This is a genomic window from Vibrio ruber DSM 16370 (assembly GCF_900163965.1).
In the GTDB taxonomy this organism is placed as follows: domain Bacteria; phylum Pseudomonadota; class Gammaproteobacteria; order Enterobacterales; family Vibrionaceae; genus Vibrio; species Vibrio ruber.
In genome coordinates this window covers 110,093-126,898 of the sequence record NZ_FULE01000014.1, presented here as the reverse complement: position 1 = coordinate 126,898, position 16,806 = coordinate 110,093, and the positions used below count along the sequence as shown (strand labels likewise).

Annotated in this window: 17 protein-coding genes; 10 read left to right on the top strand and 7 right to left on the bottom strand. The window is 46.7% G+C overall.

The window, feature by feature from the left end; genetic code table 11:
• Positions 1–290: 290 nt before the first annotated feature.
• A complete protein-coding gene (gene smrB, locus VR7878_RS04730; protein WP_077333873.1) occupies positions 291–821 on the bottom strand; it encodes an endonuclease SmrB in 531 nt (176 codons plus the stop codon).
• A 62-nt stretch (positions 822–883) separates the two neighbouring features.
• Here smrB and prmB point away from each other — a divergent pair, with 62 nt between their 5' ends.
• From prmB to VR7878_RS04705, 5 genes are all read left to right on the top strand, one after another.
• Complete coding sequence (gene prmB / locus VR7878_RS04725) at positions 884–1,816, top strand: 50S ribosomal protein L3 N(5)-glutamine methyltransferase (RefSeq protein WP_077333871.1); 933 nt, start codon at positions 884–886, stop codon at positions 1,814–1,816.
• A 249-nt stretch (positions 1,817–2,065) separates the two neighbouring features.
• Entirely contained in the window at positions 2,066–3,151 is a 1,086-nt protein-coding gene (gene aroC / locus VR7878_RS04720; protein ID WP_077333869.1) for a chorismate synthase, read from the top strand.
• A gap of 141 nt (positions 3,152–3,292) precedes the next feature.
• Complete coding sequence (locus VR7878_RS04715; protein ID WP_077333867.1) at positions 3,293–3,823, top strand: elongation factor P hydroxylase; 531 nt, start codon at positions 3,293–3,295, stop codon at positions 3,821–3,823.
• Between the two features lie 110 nt (positions 3,824–3,933).
• Complete coding sequence (locus VR7878_RS04710; RefSeq protein WP_077333865.1) at positions 3,934–4,215, top strand: YfcL family protein; 282 nt, start codon at positions 3,934–3,936, stop codon at positions 4,213–4,215.
• A gap of 122 nt (positions 4,216–4,337) precedes the next feature.
• Positions 4,338–4,865, top strand: coding sequence for an NADPH-dependent FMN reductase (locus tag VR7878_RS04705; protein ID WP_077334189.1), 528 nt, complete (start codon positions 4,338–4,340; stop codon positions 4,863–4,865).
• A 129-nt stretch (positions 4,866–4,994) separates the two neighbouring features.
• On the opposite strand, the gene mnmC is transcribed toward VR7878_RS04705, so the two are convergent.
• Positions 4,995–7,016, bottom strand: a complete 2,022-nt coding sequence (gene mnmC / locus VR7878_RS04700) for a bifunctional tRNA (5-methylaminomethyl-2-thiouridine)(34)-methyltransferase MnmC2/FAD-dependent 5-carboxymethylaminomethyl-2-thiouridine(34) oxidoreductase MnmC1 (protein ID WP_077333863.1) — start codon at positions 7,014–7,016, stop codon at positions 4,995–4,997.
• 142 nt (positions 7,017–7,158) lie between these two features.
• On the opposite strand from mnmC, the gene fabB reads away from it, so the two are divergent.
• The 3 genes from fabB to VR7878_RS04685 all read left to right on the top strand — a co-directional run bounded on the left by fabB (position 7,159) and on the right by VR7878_RS04685 (position 10,717).
• A complete protein-coding gene (gene fabB, locus VR7878_RS04695; RefSeq protein WP_077333861.1) occupies positions 7,159–8,370 on the top strand; it encodes a beta-ketoacyl-ACP synthase I in 1,212 nt (403 codons plus the stop codon).
• A gap of 203 nt (positions 8,371–8,573) precedes the next feature.
• Positions 8,574–9,707 (top strand): 4-phosphoerythronate dehydrogenase, encoded by a 1,134-nt coding sequence (locus VR7878_RS04690; protein WP_077333859.1) that lies wholly within the window; start codon positions 8,574–8,576, stop codon positions 9,705–9,707.
• Positions 9,704–10,717, top strand: coding sequence for an aspartate-semialdehyde dehydrogenase (locus tag VR7878_RS04685; RefSeq protein ID WP_077333857.1), 1,014 nt, complete (start codon positions 9,704–9,706; stop codon positions 10,715–10,717). Before VR7878_RS04690 ends, VR7878_RS04685 begins: the two co-directional genes overlap by 4 nt.
• 47 nt (positions 10,718–10,764) lie before the next feature.
• Here VR7878_RS04685 and fcrX read toward each other — a convergent pair whose 3' ends face one another.
• From fcrX to VR7878_RS04670, 3 genes are all read right to left on the bottom strand, one after another.
• Positions 10,765–11,214, bottom strand: coding sequence for a ferric iron uptake transcriptional regulator FcrX (gene fcrX / locus VR7878_RS04680; RefSeq protein ID WP_077333855.1), 450 nt, complete (start codon positions 11,212–11,214; stop codon positions 10,765–10,767).
• Positions 11,215–11,480: 266 nt separating this feature from the next.
• Complete coding sequence (fldA, locus tag VR7878_RS04675) at positions 11,481–12,008, bottom strand: flavodoxin FldA (protein WP_077333853.1); 528 nt, start codon at positions 12,006–12,008, stop codon at positions 11,481–11,483.
• 215 nt (positions 12,009–12,223) lie between these two features.
• Positions 12,224–12,991, bottom strand: a complete 768-nt coding sequence (locus VR7878_RS04670) for an alpha/beta fold hydrolase (protein WP_077333851.1) — start codon at positions 12,989–12,991, stop codon at positions 12,224–12,226.
• Positions 12,992–13,082: 91 nt separating this feature from the next.
• On the opposite strand from VR7878_RS04670, the gene seqA reads away from it, so the two are divergent.
• Positions 13,083–13,667 carry a replication initiation negative regulator SeqA gene (seqA, locus tag VR7878_RS04665; protein WP_077333849.1) on the top strand — a complete coding sequence of 195 codons (585 nt, stop codon included), beginning with the start codon at positions 13,083–13,085 and terminating at the stop codon, positions 13,665–13,667.
• Positions 13,668–13,780: 113 nt separating this feature from the next.
• Positions 13,781–15,424 (top strand): phosphoglucomutase (alpha-D-glucose-1,6-bisphosphate-dependent), encoded by a 1,644-nt coding sequence (gene pgm / locus VR7878_RS04660; protein ID WP_077333847.1) that lies wholly within the window; start codon positions 13,781–13,783, stop codon positions 15,422–15,424.
• Positions 15,425–15,525: 101 nt separating this feature from the next.
• On the opposite strand, the gene VR7878_RS04655 is transcribed toward pgm, so the two are convergent.
• Both VR7878_RS04655 and VR7878_RS04650 read right to left on the bottom strand, forming a co-directional pair.
• Positions 15,526–15,921 (bottom strand): VOC family protein, encoded by a 396-nt coding sequence (locus tag VR7878_RS04655; RefSeq protein ID WP_077333845.1) that lies wholly within the window; start codon positions 15,919–15,921, stop codon positions 15,526–15,528.
• 110 nt (positions 15,922–16,031) lie between these two features.
• Entirely contained in the window at positions 16,032–16,784 is a 753-nt protein-coding gene (locus VR7878_RS04650) for a DUF1853 family protein (protein ID WP_077333843.1), read from the bottom strand.
• Positions 16,785–16,806 lie beyond the last annotated feature (22 nt).

Below are 16,806 nucleotides of genomic sequence, written 5' to 3'. Positions count from 1 at the left end.
GTATTGATCGCGGCGCGGGGCATGCCGCTTAGCTATCCTAAGCAAATGACCCGCAACAAAGAGCAAGACACGTTCAGATGAACCCTCTGGGCAGCATTTGTCGTGCATTTATCCAGCGTTAGGTCATGGTTCATGTAGATCGCTACACTTCACATGACCTGCCTTGACTAAATGCACGACAAATTGCTGCAAAAAACATCACGAAAGATCAACAGCCCCTAGCATCCGATAGGGGAGATGTTGAGTGTTGTGTCTCGCGCATCCCCCTGCCTTATTATTTCCCGGGGACGCTATTTCTCAGGAACGGACAACAGCACCAGCAACGCGCCGTTCCCGCCAAATTCCATCGGTGATTGATGGAAAGCCATCACATCGGGATGCTGGGCCAGCCATAGGGGGACTTTCTGTTTGAGAATGTGTTTGCCGATCCCGTGTTGTACACAGGCACAATGGATGCCTTCTTTAATACAGTAGGCGATCATTGCAGCCAACTCTCTTTTCGCTTCCTTCTGAGTCATGCCGTGCATATCGAGAAAAACGTCCGGTGTATAAACACCGCGACGTAGCCGCTTGACCTCATATTTGGAAACATCACTGCGTGCATAGCGCGTTGGCCCTTCCTGATCAAGGTGTGGCACGAATTCATCAGAAAAGTAGAATTCATTATCATCGGTATTACGAATATTCCGACGCGCTAAATTGTGTTTGGTATTTCTGTTTGGTTGCCGGACTATGGTATCCTGACGCAACTTTTTTACGCCCTTTACTGCATCGTTGAATAAATTTGAGTCATCATCCTGATATGGGTCGTGGTCACTCATTCGCTGTTCATATGTTCGTTAAATATGGATAGGCAGTATTGTAGCGCTTTTTGGAGGCAATTTTGGATAAGATTTTTGTCGATGAGGCGGTTGCTGAGCTTCATACACTTCAGGATATGATTCGTTGGGCGGTCAGTCGCTTTAACGCCGCAGGATTATTTTACGGTCACGGGACCGATAATGCTTGGGATGAAGCGGTTCAGTTGATTTTACCCACATTGTATCTGCCGATCGATGTGCCTTCACACGTATTAAATTCTCGTCTGACGATGAGTGAAAGAGCCTGTATTGTCGAACGGGTGATTCAGCGTATTAAAGAACGCAAGCCTGTTGCTTATCTGACTAACAAGGCTTGGTTTTGTGGGTTGGAATTTTTTGTCGATGAACGGGTACTGGTGCCGCGTTCTCCGATTGGTGAGTTGATTGAAAATCAGTTTCAGCCTTGGTTGACCGAAACACCGAATAAAATTATGGATCTCTGTACCGGGAGTGGCTGTATTGCGATTGCATGTGCCCATATGTTCCCTGAAGCTGAGGTCGATGCGGTTGATATTTCGACTGATGCTCTGGCCGTTGCCGAGATCAATATTCAGGATCATGGCTTGGAACAGCAAGTCTTCCCGATGCGTTCTGATTTATTCAGAGATTTACCGAAAGCAACGTATGAGTTAATTGTTTCTAATCCGCCTTATGTCGATCAGGAAGATATGGACTCGTTGCCGCAAGAATTTGAGCATGAACCGGCACTCGGCTTGGCTGCCGGGGCGGATGGATTGGAATTGGTTCGCCGTATCCTTGCCAATGCACCGGATTATCTGACCGAGCAAGGCATTTTGATCTGCGAAGTCGGCAATTCAATGGTGCATATGATGGCACAGTATCCAGATATTCCGTTCACTTGGCTGGAATTTTCCAATGGCGGTCATGGGGTCTTTATGCTGAGTCGTCAACAGTTAGTTGAATGTGCGGAGCATTTTGCGGACTATCGTGATTAAAGCGATTTATCCGGTGGGAGAGTCGTGCCGGGATTGAAGCTTTACATCAAATCAGAATCAAGCGACTATGAGGCCACATACAAATGTACATGGGGGTCTCAGAGCCGGATGGGTTCGTCAGACACCACCATGAATTAAAATAAAAATCATTTTTCGCGAAGTAACGTTGGTCACCAAGCAGCGTTTTTCATCACGAAAGCGGTGATTGAGAAGATTTGTTAACCACAACATGAATAAACAGGAAAGTGCATGGCAGGAAATAGTATCGGGCAACATTTCCGTGTAACGACATTTGGAGAAAGTCACGGTCTTGCTCTGGGATGTGTCGTTGACGGGTGCCCTCCGGGACTCGAATTGACAGAAGCAGATTTGCAAGGCGATCTCGACAGACGTCGCCCGGGAACGTCACGTTATACCACACAGCGGCGCGAAGCGGATGAAGTGAAAATTTTGTCAGGCGTATTCGAAGGGAAAACGACTGGCACTTCAATTGGTCTGCTGATTGAAAATACCGATCAGCGTTCTCAGGATTATTCGGAGATTAAAGATAAATTCCGTCCCGGACATGCCGATTATACTTATCATCAAAAATATGGTATCCGCGATTATCGTGGCGGCGGTCGCTCTTCTGCACGTGAAACGGCAATGCGGGTTGCTGCCGGTGCTGTTGCCAAGAAATATCTTCGTCAGGCGTATGGCATTGAAATTCGTGCCTATCTGTCACAAATGGGCGATATCTCTATCGATAAAGTCGATTGGGATGAAATCGAAAACAACGCTTTTTTCTGCCCGGACGTCGATAAAGTTGAACAATTTGATGCATTGATTCGAGACCTGAAAAAGCAAGGGGACTCTATCGGTGCCAAAATTCAGGTTGTTGCGACATCTGTACCGGTCGGGCTGGGTGAGCCGGTGTTTGACCGTTTGGATGCGGATATTGCGCACGCATTAATGAGTATCAACGCAGTCAAAGGTGTTGAAATTGGTGACGGTTTTGCAGTTGTTCAGCAAAAAGGGAGTCAGCACCGGGATACATTATCACCGCAAGGCTTCGGCAGTAATCATGCCGGTGGAGTGCTGGGCGGTATTTCCTCTGGACAGGATATTGTTGCCAATATTGCACTGAAGCCGACGTCCAGTATCACCGTTCCCGGCGACACAATGACGAAAACGGGCGAGAAAACGCAATTGATTACTAAAGGTCGTCATGACCCATGTGTCGGGATTCGTGCGGTGCCGATTGCGGAAGCGATGCTGGCGATTGTCCTGATGGATCACCTGTTGCGCCATCGCGGTCAGAATCAGCATGTTGTGACTGAAACGCCGAAAATCTGATCCGCGCAATTCGCGACCTGTATTCGTTCGTAAAACTTATCCTGAATGCCCTCCCCGGAGGGTATTTTTTATGGTGAGACTTTACCTCACATAGGAAAAACTGGAAAATGCACGCCGTCGTTACAACAGATCAAGTAAATCATGGTTCATCAATATCAAGACTTAATCAACATTTTTAACCGGACCTTTGCCGAGCGTTATCAGACGCGTTTGGTGTTGGGGGATGATGAACCGATCTATTTACCGGCTGATGATTCGATGCCTTATCATCGGATTATTTTTGCGCATGGCTTTTATGCATCGGCGCTACATGAAATTGCGCATTGGTGTGTTGCCGGGCCGGAGCGTCGCCTGCTGGAAGATTTTGGTTATTGGTACGAGCCGGACGGGCGGACTCGTGAAGTACAGGCGGCTTTTGAACAAGTTGAAATCCGTCCTCAGGCTTACGAGTGGATTCTGTCAGTCAGTGCCGGTTTTCCCTTCTCCGTGAGTTGTGACAATCTTAATGGAGAGTTTGAGCCGGATCGGCTGCAATTTATGCACAAAGTCCATCATGAAGTAATGCAGATTATTGAGCAGGGGCTCCCCGAACGGGTGGCGCTTCTTGCGGATGAATTACGGACTTTTTATCAGACTGAGCCGCTGTCTCCTGCGTTATTTGTTGTGAAATAATATGACACTGACAAATAATTCATTCAGTTCATATTGTGATTCCGATGAGGGTGACGGTATGGTTGCGTTGTCAAACAATTCGTCACTGTCGTGGCAATGAAGAGTATAAAATGATTATTGAATTTGAAGAAAAAATGTTGGCCTTGATCGATGATGGCATTACACACGCCTCTGATGATGAGCTGTTTGCCGGGGGATATCTGCGTGGGCATATCTCACTGGCTGCGGCATCATGTGAAGATGACGGGGTTACCGAATTGGCTGAGCTGAAAACACGGATTGAAACCAGTCTGGATAACGCTCGCTCTGAACTGACACCAGCAGATCGAGTGATTGTACAGCAATTGTGGCAAAGGCTTTTGTCTCAGATGGATTCTACGACAGCACCGTAGATTCCTGCCGATACGGTAGTAGTTCTAATTATTTGAATGTATCTATACAAATTTTGCGGTTGTTGCCATGACGATCAAGGCTTATTCTGAGCATGTTCTAAGATGATAGAGAGGTAATGACGGTGAAAATTATTGCGTTTGGTGCGAGTACCAGTTCAACTTCGATTAATAAAGCATTAGCAACTTATGCGGCAAATTTAGTCGCGGGCGCTGAAGTTCAAGTAATTGATATTAAAAATTATTCAGTACCGATGTTTAGCGAAGATCTAGAAAAAGAGATCGGCCATGCAGAAGGCGCTAAGGCCTTTCTTGATGATTTGTCACAGGCGGATGCATTTGTTATTTCTTTCGCGGAGCACAATGGCCATCATCCGGCAGCGTATAAGAATTTGTTCGACTGGGCGACCCGAATTGATCGGGATATCTTCAAGAGCAAACCGGCCGTTTATTTAGCTACCTCTCCGGGCCCCGGTGGCGCTCAGTCAGTCTTGGCTGCTGCAACTGCTTCTGCCGGTTTCTTTGGTGGCGATGTAAAAGCATCGATTTCCGTCCCGAGCTTCTATGACAATTTTGACATGGAAAAAGGTCAAGTCACTAATGCAGCTATTGCGGCTGAAATTGAACAAGCGGTTAAGACTTTACAGGGATAATAATATAACCGTTACCTGTTGATTCAATGACCGTATTCATCACCCGAAGGAACCCCCTCCGGGTGATTTTTTATCGGTGATACGCAGGCCGTTTTCGTTGGCTGTGTGGCGGGGAATTGGGGTTGATCATTATGACTCAGTAACTGCTTTGCCTTTACGTAGTTTTCTGACCCACATTCGGCTGGGATGAATGCGTTCCAGTAAATCAACCGATAGCGGCAGTGGATCGCCACACATGATTGAGGCGAGGCACTCTGCCAGCAGGGGAGCGGAGCTTAGCCCTCTGGAGCCGAGTCCTAACATCCCGTAGAGGTGTGGATAATGATGAATTTCAGCAGCGGATTGCACCGTTTGTGTCGCTAATGCATGATACTGCGTTTTAATGGTTGCTAAATCCCCCAGATTTCCGGCAAAAGGCAGATGATCGCGGCTGACACAACGAATACCTTGTCTTGACTGATTGTGCGATATATCGACTTCATCAGGCCATACTTGGTCGGAGATACAGGTTTTGAGTTTATCCCGGTTTTGCGCTTGTGCGGTTGAATCAAAGTTTGTATCAATATTCTGACGGTCGTAGCTGGCACCAATGCAATGCTGCTGGTTGGCCGGATTGACGGGCGTCATATAACCATCGTAACAGAGGACAGTGTTGAGATGCTTGAGCGTATCCGTGGTCGGGATATGACTGACCTGACCTTTGACTTGTGCCAGTGGTAATGTTTGAGTCTGTGGAAATTGGTCAAACTGGTGTCCGTTGGCAATGACGACGCACTGATGACGAAAGATTTGCGCCGCACTATGGAGTTGCCAGACTGCCGCCTGTTCATCCCAGTGGAGTTGATCAATTTTAGTGTTGAAATGGGTTCGGAGCCGGCCGGATGACTGTAACGATGACAGCAGTTGCCCGGTAAGTTGTGCCGGACAAACCCAGCCACCGAGCGGATAATAGAGACTTTCCGCCGTAACCGGTAAACCGAGCGTTGCTGACGTCTGGTGTGAATCCAGACCGGTCACCAGTTCTCGGGGAAAACGACCTGCTGCGATGGGCTGTAATTTCGTTTGTGCCTGTTCATTCCACATCAATTGAGTTACGCCACACCATTGGTAATCAAAGGCGAGACCATTGTCGTGCATCTGGTCGACAAATTGTCGCGCGTACAGAAAGCTGGCGGCAAAAAAGCGTGATAATGGATCGTGTGAAGCGTTGAGTAACGGATAAATAGCGCCTTGCCGGTTGCCTGATGCTCCTTGTGCTGCTTGATCATCCTGACAATAGAGTGTGACCTGAATGCCCCGGCGGGTTAAGGCTTTTGCTAATGTAGCGCTGGCGATCCCGCCACCGATGATTGCGACATCCGACAGATCAGGAACCGACTGGTGGGCATACCACGGGAGCATATTGGTGAATCCACTCGGAGCCTCTATCTTACCGACCAGCATGTCTCGCTTGGTGCCGAACCCTTTCACTTTTTGCATCGCAAAACCGGCTTCGATCAATCCTCGCCGGACAAAGCCAGCAGCCGTAAACGTTGCACAAGTTGCCTCCGCTTTTGCGAGTTTCGCCATGTGATTAAACAGGTGCTGATTCCACATATCGGGGTTTTTACTTGGTGCAAAACCGTCGAGGAACCACGCATCAATCAAGCCTGTCTGAGGGACGGGGACTAACGGCATACAGTCATGGATATCTCCGAACCACAGATCAAGCGTGACAGCGCCGTCAGCAAATGTCATTCGATGGCATTCCGGCACTGCCAACGGGTAATATTGCCGGAGCTCTGCAGCATACTCTGCCAGTTCAGGCCAGGCTTGATGTGCTTTGATTAAATCATCCCGACTCACCGGATACTTTTCAAAACTGATGAAATGTAGTGACTGGAGGGGCGCGTCCGGATGTTGACGGTGAAATTGATCAAATGCTTGCCAGGCAGCGAGGAAATTAAGCCCGGTTCCGAATCCTGTTTCTCCAATCACAAATCTTGACCGTTCAAAAGAATTCCAACGTTCAGGTAATTGATTTTTTTGAAGAAAAACGTATCTTGTCTCCTCCAATCCATTCACATTCGAGAAATAGACGTCGTCAAACTCTCCGGATACGGGGGTTCCGGCTTCATTCCAGTCGAGTCTGGCGTTGGTTATTTTAGTCATAGCTGCGTTTTTCTTTGATGGAAGGTATACTAACGGTGAATGAATTGTACGAATTTCTTGGAAAGCTGACCACTTCAATAGGCTTTGTCAGCTATCATCTTATGCGAAATTATACGAATTTTTTAAAGAATAGGGATCTTATATGAAACGAGTTGTAATAACCGGTATGGGTATTGTTTCCAGTATCGGTAACAATGTCGAAGAAGTTCTGGCATCTCTGAAAGCTGGAAAATCAGGTATTACAGCGTCTGAGCAATTCAAAGAGAAAGGTCTGCGCTCTCAAGTATGGGGGGATCTGAAAATTGATCCATCCACACTGATTGATCGTAAGCAAATGCGGTTTATGGGAGACGCTGCTGCTTATGCTTATCTATCACTTGAACAAGCGATTGCTGATGCCGGATTAACACCAGAGATGGTTTCAAATGACCGGACAGGCGTAGTTGCCGGTTCTGGTGGTGCATCAGCACTGAATCAGTCTCTTGCTATCGATACATTGCGTGAAAAAGGGGTCAAACGGGTTGGTCCTTATATGGTTACAAGAACAATGTCATCGACGGTTTCTGCCTGTCTGGCAACGCCATTTAAGATTCGTGGTGTCAACTATAGTATGAGTTCAGCATGTTCGACGTCTGCTCACTGTATCGGCCATGCTGCAGAACTGATTCAGCTTGGTAAACAAGATATTGTCTTTGCCGGTGGTGGTGAAGAACTCGACTGGACGATGACCATGATGTTTGATGCGATGGGAGCATTGTCAACCAAGTATAATGACACGCCTGATCGCGCTTCTCGTACTTACGATGCAGATCGTGACGGGTTTGTTATCTCCGGTGGCGGTGGCATGGTTGTCGTTGAAGAACTGGAACATGCTTTGGCTCGTGGTGCGACGATTTATGGTGAAATCGTGGGTTACGGTGCAACTTCAGATGGTTACGACATGGTTGCCCCTTCTGGTGAAGGTGCGGTGCGGTGTATGAAGATGGCAATGCAGGATGTTGATCAAGTCGATTACATCAACACGCATGGCACATCAACACCCGCCGGTGATGTCAAAGAGCTTCATGCGATCCAAGAAGTGTTCAGTGGAAAAAGCCCTGCAATTTCAGCAACGAAAGCAATGACAGGCCACGCACTGGGTGCGGCTGGCGTCCATGAAGCGATTTACTCGCTGCTGATGCTCCATCATAACTTTGTCGCACCAAGTGTAAATATCGAGAACCTCGATGAAGCAGCACATGGGCTAGATATTGTGACCGAAGGGAGAGAGCAACAACTGACAACGGTGATGTCGAACAGTTTTGGTTTCGGCGGAACCAATGCCACCTTGCTGATGCGTAAATATCAGGGCTAATCGGGTACATGTGGCTGGTGGTGCAGTGATTCAGTCCAGTCCCTGCCAGCCAATTGCGATTAGTGCTCAGCTCTGATTGAGCGATTCTGTAAAATACCCGGTGTCATACGATACCGGGTATTTTTTTGATCAAACATTTATATCGAACCGTGTTCCGACTTTCTGTACAATCCCTCTTTATTTCAGGAAATATGAAGTCAGGTATGAAAATCCTCATCGATGAAAATATGCCCTATGCTGAACAACTGTTCAGCCAGTTGGGGGATGTGATTCTAAAATCCGGACGTGATTTAACAGCTGACGACTTAGTGGATGTCGATGCTTTAATGATTCGCTCTGTGACGAAGGTCAATGATGCCTTACTGCAAAAGGCCAATAAGCTTAAATTTGTCGGTACCGCGACAGCCGGTATGGATCATGTGGACCAGACGCTTTTGCAGGAACGGGGAATTTTCTTTACCGCAGCACCGGGGTGTAACAAAGTTGGGGTCGCTGAATATGTATTCAGTGTGCTTATGGTACTTGCACAACAGCAGGGTTTTTCTGTTTTTGATAAAACGGTCGGTATTATCGGTGCCGGGCAGGTCGGCAGTTATCTTGCTGACTGTCTGCGAGGTATCGGGTTAAACGTATTGCTCAATGACCCACCCAAAGAAGCTGAAGGTGATCCACGTCAGTTCACAGCACTGGAAACGCTGTTGGAAACTGCTGATGTGATTACTTTACACACACCACTGGTGAAAGATGGTGCTTGGCCCACTTATCATTTAATGGATGAGCAGCGACTCAACAATTTACGCGCCGATCAGATTCTCATTAATGCAGCACGGGGGCCGATTGTTGACAATGCCGCATTGAAATGCCGTTTGCAGCAACAAGATGGTTTTACCGCGGTTTTAGATGTGTTTGAGTTTGAACCGGAAGTTGATATGACTTTGTTGCCATTACTCGCTTTTGCAACACCTCATATCGCCGGTTACGGGCTGGAAGGTAAGGCGCGTGGAACAACAATGATTTTTAACAGCTATTGTACTTTCCTCGGTTACGATCTTTGGGCGAGTCCGAATAAGCTTTTACCGGTTGCTCCGATCTCTGAAGTTTGTTTATCCCATCAGTGGGATGAAGCAACGTTGGTGAATTTGATTCACTTAATCTATGACGTTCGTCGGGATGATGCGCTGTTTAGAAGAGTCATTGGTCAACCGGGTGCTTTTGATGCCATGCGTAAAAACTATTGGGATCGTCGTGAATATGGGGCAATAAAAATAACGGGTCAGAAGGATTGTAATTTGAGTCCGCTGTCAGAATTAGGTTTTCAGATTGAGGTAACATCATGAGCCAGAAATTTAATGTTGTTGTTTTCGGTGCGACAGGCGCTGTCGGCGAAACAATGATTGAAGTGCTTCAGGAACGTCAGTTTCCTGTTGAAACACTCTTTTTGCTTGCGAGTGAGCGCAGCGAAGGAAAAACCTACCGGTTTAACGGCAAGTCAGTACAAGTCCAGAATGTTGAAGACTTTGACTGGACTCAAGCACATATTGCTCTCTTTTCAGCCGGTGGAGAGTTGTCGGAAAAATGGGCTCCAATCGCTGCGGACGCTGGCGTTGTCGTCATCGATAATACATCTCAGTTCCGCTATGATTATGATGTCCCGCTGGTTGTACCCGAAGTGAATCCGCAAGCTATTGCTGAATTCCGGAACCGGAATATTATCGCCAATCCCAATTGTTCAACAATACAGATGTTAGTTGCCTTGAAACCGATTTATGATGCAGTCGGTATTGACCGGATCAATGTGTCTACCTATCAATCTGTTTCTGGTGCCGGAAAATCAGGGGTGGATGAGCTAGCCGGACAAACGGCTAAATTATTGAACGGGATCCCTGCGGAGCCAAGCCAGTTCAGTCAGCAGATTGCTTTCAACTGCATTCCTCAGATTGATGCTTTTATGGACAATGGTTATACACGTGAAGAAATGAAGATGGTGTGGGAAACACAGAAAATCTTCAATGATCAAGCGATTCAGGTTAACCCGACTTGTGTGCGGGTACCGGTGTTTTATGGTCATGCCGAAGCGTTGCACGTGGAGACCGGTGCACCGATTGATGCGGAGCAAGTGGCTGATTTACTGCGCCAGTCGGAGAATATCAAGGTATTCACCGGAGAAGATTTTCCGACACAGGTTGGCAATGCCGGCGGGCAGGATGATGTGTTTGTCGGCAGAATCCGTAACGATATCAGTAATCCTCTGGGGATCAACTTATGGGTAGTGGCTGACAATGTTCGTAAAGGGGCAGCAACGAATGCTGTTCAGATTGCGGAAATTCTTGTCAGGGATTACTTGTAATTCTGAGGGATAAAAAAACCACCGATTCATCGGTGGTTTTTTTAGGTTTAAAATTTACGTTTATGAGCGTTAGGGTTATCTTTACAACCCCCTTCACGGCATTTGCCATAAAGGTAAAGACTGTGGTTTGTCAGTTGTACATTGTATTGAGAGGCGATTTCTCTTTGACGTTCCTCAATCACTTCATCAGAGAATTCAATCACTTCTCCACAATCGAGGCAAACAAGGTGATCATGGTGCTCTTGTGTTGACAGTTCAAACACCGATTTTCCGCCTTCAAAATGGTGGCGGGTTACGATACCGGCATCGTCAAATTGGTTTAGAACACGATAAACAGTAGCCAGACCAATCTCTTCGCCAAGATCTATCAATTTCTTATACAGTTCTTCAGCACTAATATGCTGGCACTCCGGCTGCTGCAAAACTTCGAGAATTTTTAACCGGGGGAGAGTGACCTTCAGGCCCGCATCCTTGAGTGCTTGGTTGTTATCAGACATATATTTTCCTGTTGATGATCTGCATCAGTAACAGCGTTTTATGATTTCAGTCATTATAGGTTAGTCATCGCCAACAATAAACCACTAACTTTTAAAGGGTATTGTATCATTCAGAGAGCGTGACAGACTGTACGGTTTATCCACATATAGATGCGAGTGATAGTTGCACTTTATAAGATCCACCGATAAATAAAAAGACCTGAACTGTTAAAGATTGACCAAAATTTGGTCATTCATGACGAGCGCAGGTCTTTTATCGACAAAAATCAGTCTTCTAACTCGGAAAGACACATTTCATCGTAGACTTGGTTGACCCAGCGATTCACTCGATCTTCAGTGAGTTCCGGCTGACGATCTTCATCAATACACAGGCCGACAAAATGTTGTTCATCCACCAATGCTTTAGATGCTTCAAACTCATAGCCTTCTGTCGGCCAGTGACCAATAATTGTTGCCCCTTTGCTTTCAATGATATCTCGGACTGTTCCCATCGCATCACAGAAATATTCAGCATAGTCTTCCTGATCGCCACAGCCAAAAATTGCAACCAGCTTTGTTGAAAAATCAATCCCTTCAAGCTCCGGGAAGAAATCATCCCAATCGCACTGTGCTTCGCCGTAGTACCAAGTGGGGATGCCAAACAGCAATAGGTCAAAGTTGTCAATGTCCTCTTTACTGCTTTTCGCAATGTCTTGCACATGAACTAATTTAGTACCCAGTTGCTTTTGAATCATTTTTGCAACGGCTTCAGTATTACCTGTATCACTACCAAAGAAGATACCTACACTTGCCATAAAATCATTACCCTATATATATGTCGTCTACTTATGGGATGGAACCCTGAAAATTCATCTCTGCATGATTGTGCCATCATGTGCGACTCGTTATCGCATGAGCTGGATTGAGTGAATCAGTGCCCATTTCGATCTGATGATTGCGCGAACTATACCACTGTTGTTCATTAAAGTTAATGCACCATCAGGAAGTGATTGATGGATGGATCTCGTTATTACTGAGTTAAGAATTTACGGATAACTCTCAACACGTCCTGAGGTTTCTCTGCATGGAGCCAATGCCCTGCGTTCGCAATAATATGTGCTTTTGCATGAGGGAATTGTTCCAGAATCGGACCTTGAGCATCTGAATTAATATAGTCTGAATCTCCGCCTTTCAAGAATAGGGTCGGGATTTCTACGGGCTCAACAGGCTGCCAGTCAAGAATATGTTGGTAATTGTTATAGAGTGCTTCAACCTGAAAACGCCATGTCATTTTGTCACCGTCTTTGTATAGTGATTTGCCTAAAAACTGGCGAACCGATTCTGTTTCAATGTGTTGTGCAAGAACTTGCATCGCTGTTTCCCGGTCTGGCGGTTGTTTCTCCAGTACAGCGAATAATCCGGCAAATACGTCATCGTGATGGCGCTGGTGGTATTTTAGCGGAGCCATATCGATGATGACTAATCTGCTGACGAGCTGGGGATTGAGTGCTGCCAGCTTCATGGCAACTTTCCCGCCCATGGAATGACCGATTAATATCACCGGTGGGAGATCAAGTGACCGGATCAGGCTGGCAACGTCTTCAGCCATCAGCTCATAATCATGCGCTGTCGCTTGAAAAGAAAGCCCATGGTTTCTTAAGTCGGGACGAATGACCTGATAGTCATTTTTTAGGTCACGGGCCAGCAAACCCAGATTATCCAAGCTGCCGAACAGCCCGTGTAACAGGATAATCGGTGATCCATCCCCTTCAATTTTATAGTGAAGTTGTGTCGACATTTTCTCTGTTTGTATTCGGTTTATCGTGGTGTATCGTAAAAGATCTCGCTATAATCCCAAAGAGTTTAAACATAGAGATTGTGAAAAGCGAATGAAAACAATTGAGGTTGATGAGGAATTATACCGTTACATTGCGAGTCAGACATGCCACATCGGTGAGAGTGCATCGGATATATTACGTCGGCTGTTGAATGTCGATGGTCAGGAAAATCCGTCTCTGCCTGTTTCTCACGTTGCTCCATCCGCGCCTAATGAACCGGTGCACCCGCAAGAACAGGCTGGTACTCAAGGCATCGTTGTCAGTAAAGATGCAGGCAGAGAACCACAGTTATCGGGTGTTCAGGTGATTCGTGAGTTGTTGATTTCCGATGAATTTGCAGCTCAGAAAAAAGTGATTGATCGTTTCATGTTGGTTCTTTCTACGCTTTATCGTATTGATTCGGTGAGTTTTTCCGAAGCGATGGAAGTCAAAGGCCGAAAACGGGTTTACTTTGCTGACAATGAGGAAACCTTGTTGGCAAGCGGTAACACGACGAAACCGAAAGCGATTCCCAATACTCCTTTCTGGGTGATTACCAACAATAATACCAGTCGTAAACAACAGATGCTTGAGCAGGTTATGACGCGGATGAATTTTCCGGCCGATCTGATCGACAAAGTGACGCTTTCAATTTAAGTAAAGCTTGATAACCTCATCACCACTGATGAGGTTTTTTTCTTATATTTGAGACACCATTCTTTGAAATACTGTATGTATTGAGAACTGTTATTTGAAACCAAGGATGTCATATGGCTATTCACCCGAGAGCTGGAAAGCAAGCACAGCATGACGATTTGCAAAATATCCCTGTGCTTGTATCTGATTATTACCGCCTGAAGCCCAATGCAGACGAAAAGGCGCATCAAGTTGAGTTTGGTACGTCCGGGCACCGGGGAACCTCCGGAAAATCTTCGTTTAATGAAAATCATATTCTGGCGATCACACAAGCAATTGCTGAAGTAAGACGTCAGGCTGGTATCTCAGGCCCTGTTTTTGTTGGCAAAGATACCCATGCGTTATCGGAATGTGCATTTTCCAGTGTTGTTGAAGTTTTAATCGCCAATGATATTCAGGTGATTGTTCAGGCTGAGCAGGGGTATACACCGACTCCGGGTGTTTCTCACGCGGTTCTGACTTATAACCGCAAGCACGAGCAAAAAGCGGATGGGATTGTGATTACGCCATCTCATAACCCACCCCAAGACGGCGGGATCAAATATAATCCACCACATGGCGGACCCGCTGAAGGTGAGGTTACGCAAGCGATTGAAAATCGGGCGAATGAAATTATTGCCGATGGGATGACAGCTGTCAGACAGATTTCGCTCCAGCAAGCAATGGCATCAGAACGCTATGTTGAACAGGATTTAGTGACGCCATATGTTGATGACCTGGTGAATGTGATTGATATGTCTGCAATCCAACAGGCTAACCTGAAAATTGGCGTCGATCCACTCGGAGGCAGTGGTATTGAATATTGGCGGAAAATTGCAGCAACGTATCAGTTGAATTTAGAGTTAGTCAATGAGGCGATTGATCCGACGTTTCGGTTTATGCCGCTTGATAAAGACGGCGTGATCCGGATGGATTGCTCTTCGCCTTATGCGATGGCGGGATTACTGGCACTGAAAGATCAATACGATCTGGCATTCGGTAATGATCCGGATTATGACCGCCATGGGATTGTGACAGCAAAAGGCTTGATGAATCCAAATCACTTTCTGGCAGTATGTATTGATTACTTGTATCGCCACCGCGATTGGAAAGCGGATGTTGCAGTTGGCAAGACTTTGGTTTCCAGTGCATTGATTGACCGGGTTGTCGCTGATTTGGGTCGAACGCTGTGTGAAGTCCCCGTGGGCTTTAAATGGTTTGTCGATGGGCTATTCTCAGGACAGTTTGGCTTTGGCGGTGAAGAAAGTGCCGGTGCCTCTTTCCTAAGATTTGACGGAACCCCGTGGGCGACGGATAAAGATGGCATTATTCTCTGCTTATTGGCTGCTGAAATAACCGCAGTCACCGGGAAAAATCCTCAGCAATATTATGAAGCGTTGGCTGCAAAACACGGCGAGTCGAAATATAGTCGTCTACAGGCTGTTGCATCCGGTCAACAAAAAGATGTCCTGAAAAAACTATCACCGGAAATGGTTTCCGCCCAGACGCTGGCCGGAGACCCGATTACGGCACGGCTGACCCATGCGCCGGGAAATGGTGCCGCCATTGGTGGCCTGAAAGTGACCACGGAATTTGGCTGGTTTGCTGCACGTCCTTCGGGAACTGAAGATATTTATAAGATCTACTGTGAGAGTTTCAAAGGTGAAGACCATCTGAAACAGATCGAATCAGAAGCTCAGGAGATAGTGAATCAAGTCTTTGCCGATGCAGGGGTTTAGTTGCTAATCAGGATAGCTATCAAATAGACAAGGGCGTGCTTCGGTACGCCCTTGATGTTTCTCCCGCATGGCAATTTTCTGTAATGCAAACAACAGGCGAACTACTCCGGTTCATGACAGACCGCTTCTACATTGTTTCCGTCCGGATCCAGTGTAAAGGCACCATAGTAGTGTTCATGGTACATGGGGCGAAGTCCCGGTTTACCATTGTCTTGACCGCCATGCGCCATTGCTTGGTCATAAAATTGATCAACCTGTTGACGTGAAGACGCTGAAAAGGCGATATGGCGTGGGGTAAATGACGCTTTGGTCTCGATAATCCAGAAAGCGGGTTTATCTTGTGGCCCGAATGCACACATACGCTGTTGGGGAAATTCTTCATTCCATTCAGCGACAAATTCCATTTGCAGACCATAGCCGAGAGGAGCAAAGGCCGCTGCATAAAATGCTTTGGTTGCCTCATAGTCGATAGCGTAGGTACTGAGGTGGTCGAACATGTTCTTCTCCTTTGATGCGTGTTGCTGATTTCTGAGATGATTGAACCTAATGAGCAAAGTATAAGTTCAGTTCTTATGATTGCATAAGATTCTGAACAAATAAGCATCATTTACTGTGGCCAGCTATCCGGCACAATAAACCAGAATACCCCGCTTTCTGACTGACAATGAACCGCCCGTTCCAGTGTCTCTGGTTGGTAACGAAGGTTGGTTACTGTCCGGCCGGTCATCCACTGATGTCTTTCCAGTAAATAGAGTGGTTCACCGATCAGGTGCAACTGAGCCTGATAGCACCAGTGACCTTGAATTTGCGTTGGATTCAGGGCGTAACCCAGACAATCCTGAGGAATTGGTTCATCCGTAAATGGGTTGGTGTACAGCCGCCCCTGCATCAGAAGGTGTCGAGATGTCACCTGCCATTGTGGATATTGCTGGATCACAATAGGGTGCGCAGACAGTGGTAATTGATGATTGAGCATATGTTTAAGTTTGATATCAAGGCGATCTTTGGCATTCGGACCAAACCAGTGTCCTTGATGGAGCAGATAGAATTTGATTGCGACTTCCCAGTGTTCCTGCTGTGATGTTTGCCGGTTATGGAGAATAAAGTCGATGGCACCCAGCGTTTTGCCGTTATCAATAATCTGCACTTCTTCTGCGGCGAGTGCATAAGTCGGGCTGGATGCAAACAGGGCTGAACAGACCGATTGATAGAGCAGCCCGAGCCGCTGATTGGGGAGTGCTGACAATGAGATAGTAGCGCGCGCGGATTCTGTAAACGGTGAATATGACGCTACCGGAGGTTCGGCCAGAAACAATCCGGGCGTCTCACAGATCCATCGGGCAATTGCGGTTAAATCCATTATCAATGCCTCTTGAAGTATT

Excerpts from the sequence above, each read along its gene's own strand:
- VR7878_RS04670 (WP_077333851.1), bottom strand. The coding sequence starts at position 12,991 with ATGTCGACACAACTTCACTATAAAATTGAAGGGGATGGATCACCGATT.
- VR7878_RS04715 (WP_077333867.1), top strand. The coding sequence starts at position 3,293 with ATGGTTCATCAATATCAAGACTTAATCAACATTTTTAACCGGACCTTT.
- mnmC (WP_077333863.1), bottom strand. The coding sequence starts at position 7,016 with ATGACTAAAATAACCAACGCCAGACTCGACTGGAATGAAGCCGGAACC.
- VR7878_RS04690 (WP_077333859.1), top strand. The coding sequence starts at position 8,574 with ATGAAAATCCTCATCGATGAAAATATGCCCTATGCTGAACAACTGTTC.
- pgm (WP_077333847.1), top strand. The coding sequence starts at position 13,781 with ATGGCTATTCACCCGAGAGCTGGAAAGCAAGCACAGCATGACGATTTG.
- fabB (WP_077333861.1), top strand. The coding sequence starts at position 7,159 with ATGAAACGAGTTGTAATAACCGGTATGGGTATTGTTTCCAGTATCGGT.
- aroC (WP_077333869.1), top strand. The coding sequence starts at position 2,066 with ATGGCAGGAAATAGTATCGGGCAACATTTCCGTGTAACGACATTTGGA.
- VR7878_RS04655 (WP_077333845.1), bottom strand. The coding sequence starts at position 15,921 with ATGTTCGACCACCTCAGTACCTACGCTATCGACTATGAGGCAACCAAA.
- VR7878_RS04650 (WP_077333843.1), bottom strand. The coding sequence starts at position 16,784 with ATGGATTTAACCGCAATTGCCCGATGGATCTGTGAGACGCCCGGATTG.
- seqA (WP_077333849.1), top strand. The coding sequence starts at position 13,083 with ATGAAAACAATTGAGGTTGATGAGGAATTATACCGTTACATTGCGAGT.
- VR7878_RS04685 (WP_077333857.1), top strand. The coding sequence starts at position 9,704 with ATGAGCCAGAAATTTAATGTTGTTGTTTTCGGTGCGACAGGCGCTGTC.
- smrB (WP_077333873.1), bottom strand. The coding sequence starts at position 821 with ATGAGTGACCACGACCCATATCAGGATGATGACTCAAATTTATTCAAC.
- fcrX (WP_077333855.1), bottom strand. The coding sequence starts at position 11,214 with ATGTCTGATAACAACCAAGCACTCAAGGATGCGGGCCTGAAGGTCACT.
- fldA (WP_077333853.1), bottom strand. The coding sequence starts at position 12,008 with ATGGCAAGTGTAGGTATCTTCTTTGGTAGTGATACAGGTAATACTGAA.
- VR7878_RS04710 (WP_077333865.1), top strand. The coding sequence starts at position 3,934 with ATGATTATTGAATTTGAAGAAAAAATGTTGGCCTTGATCGATGATGGC.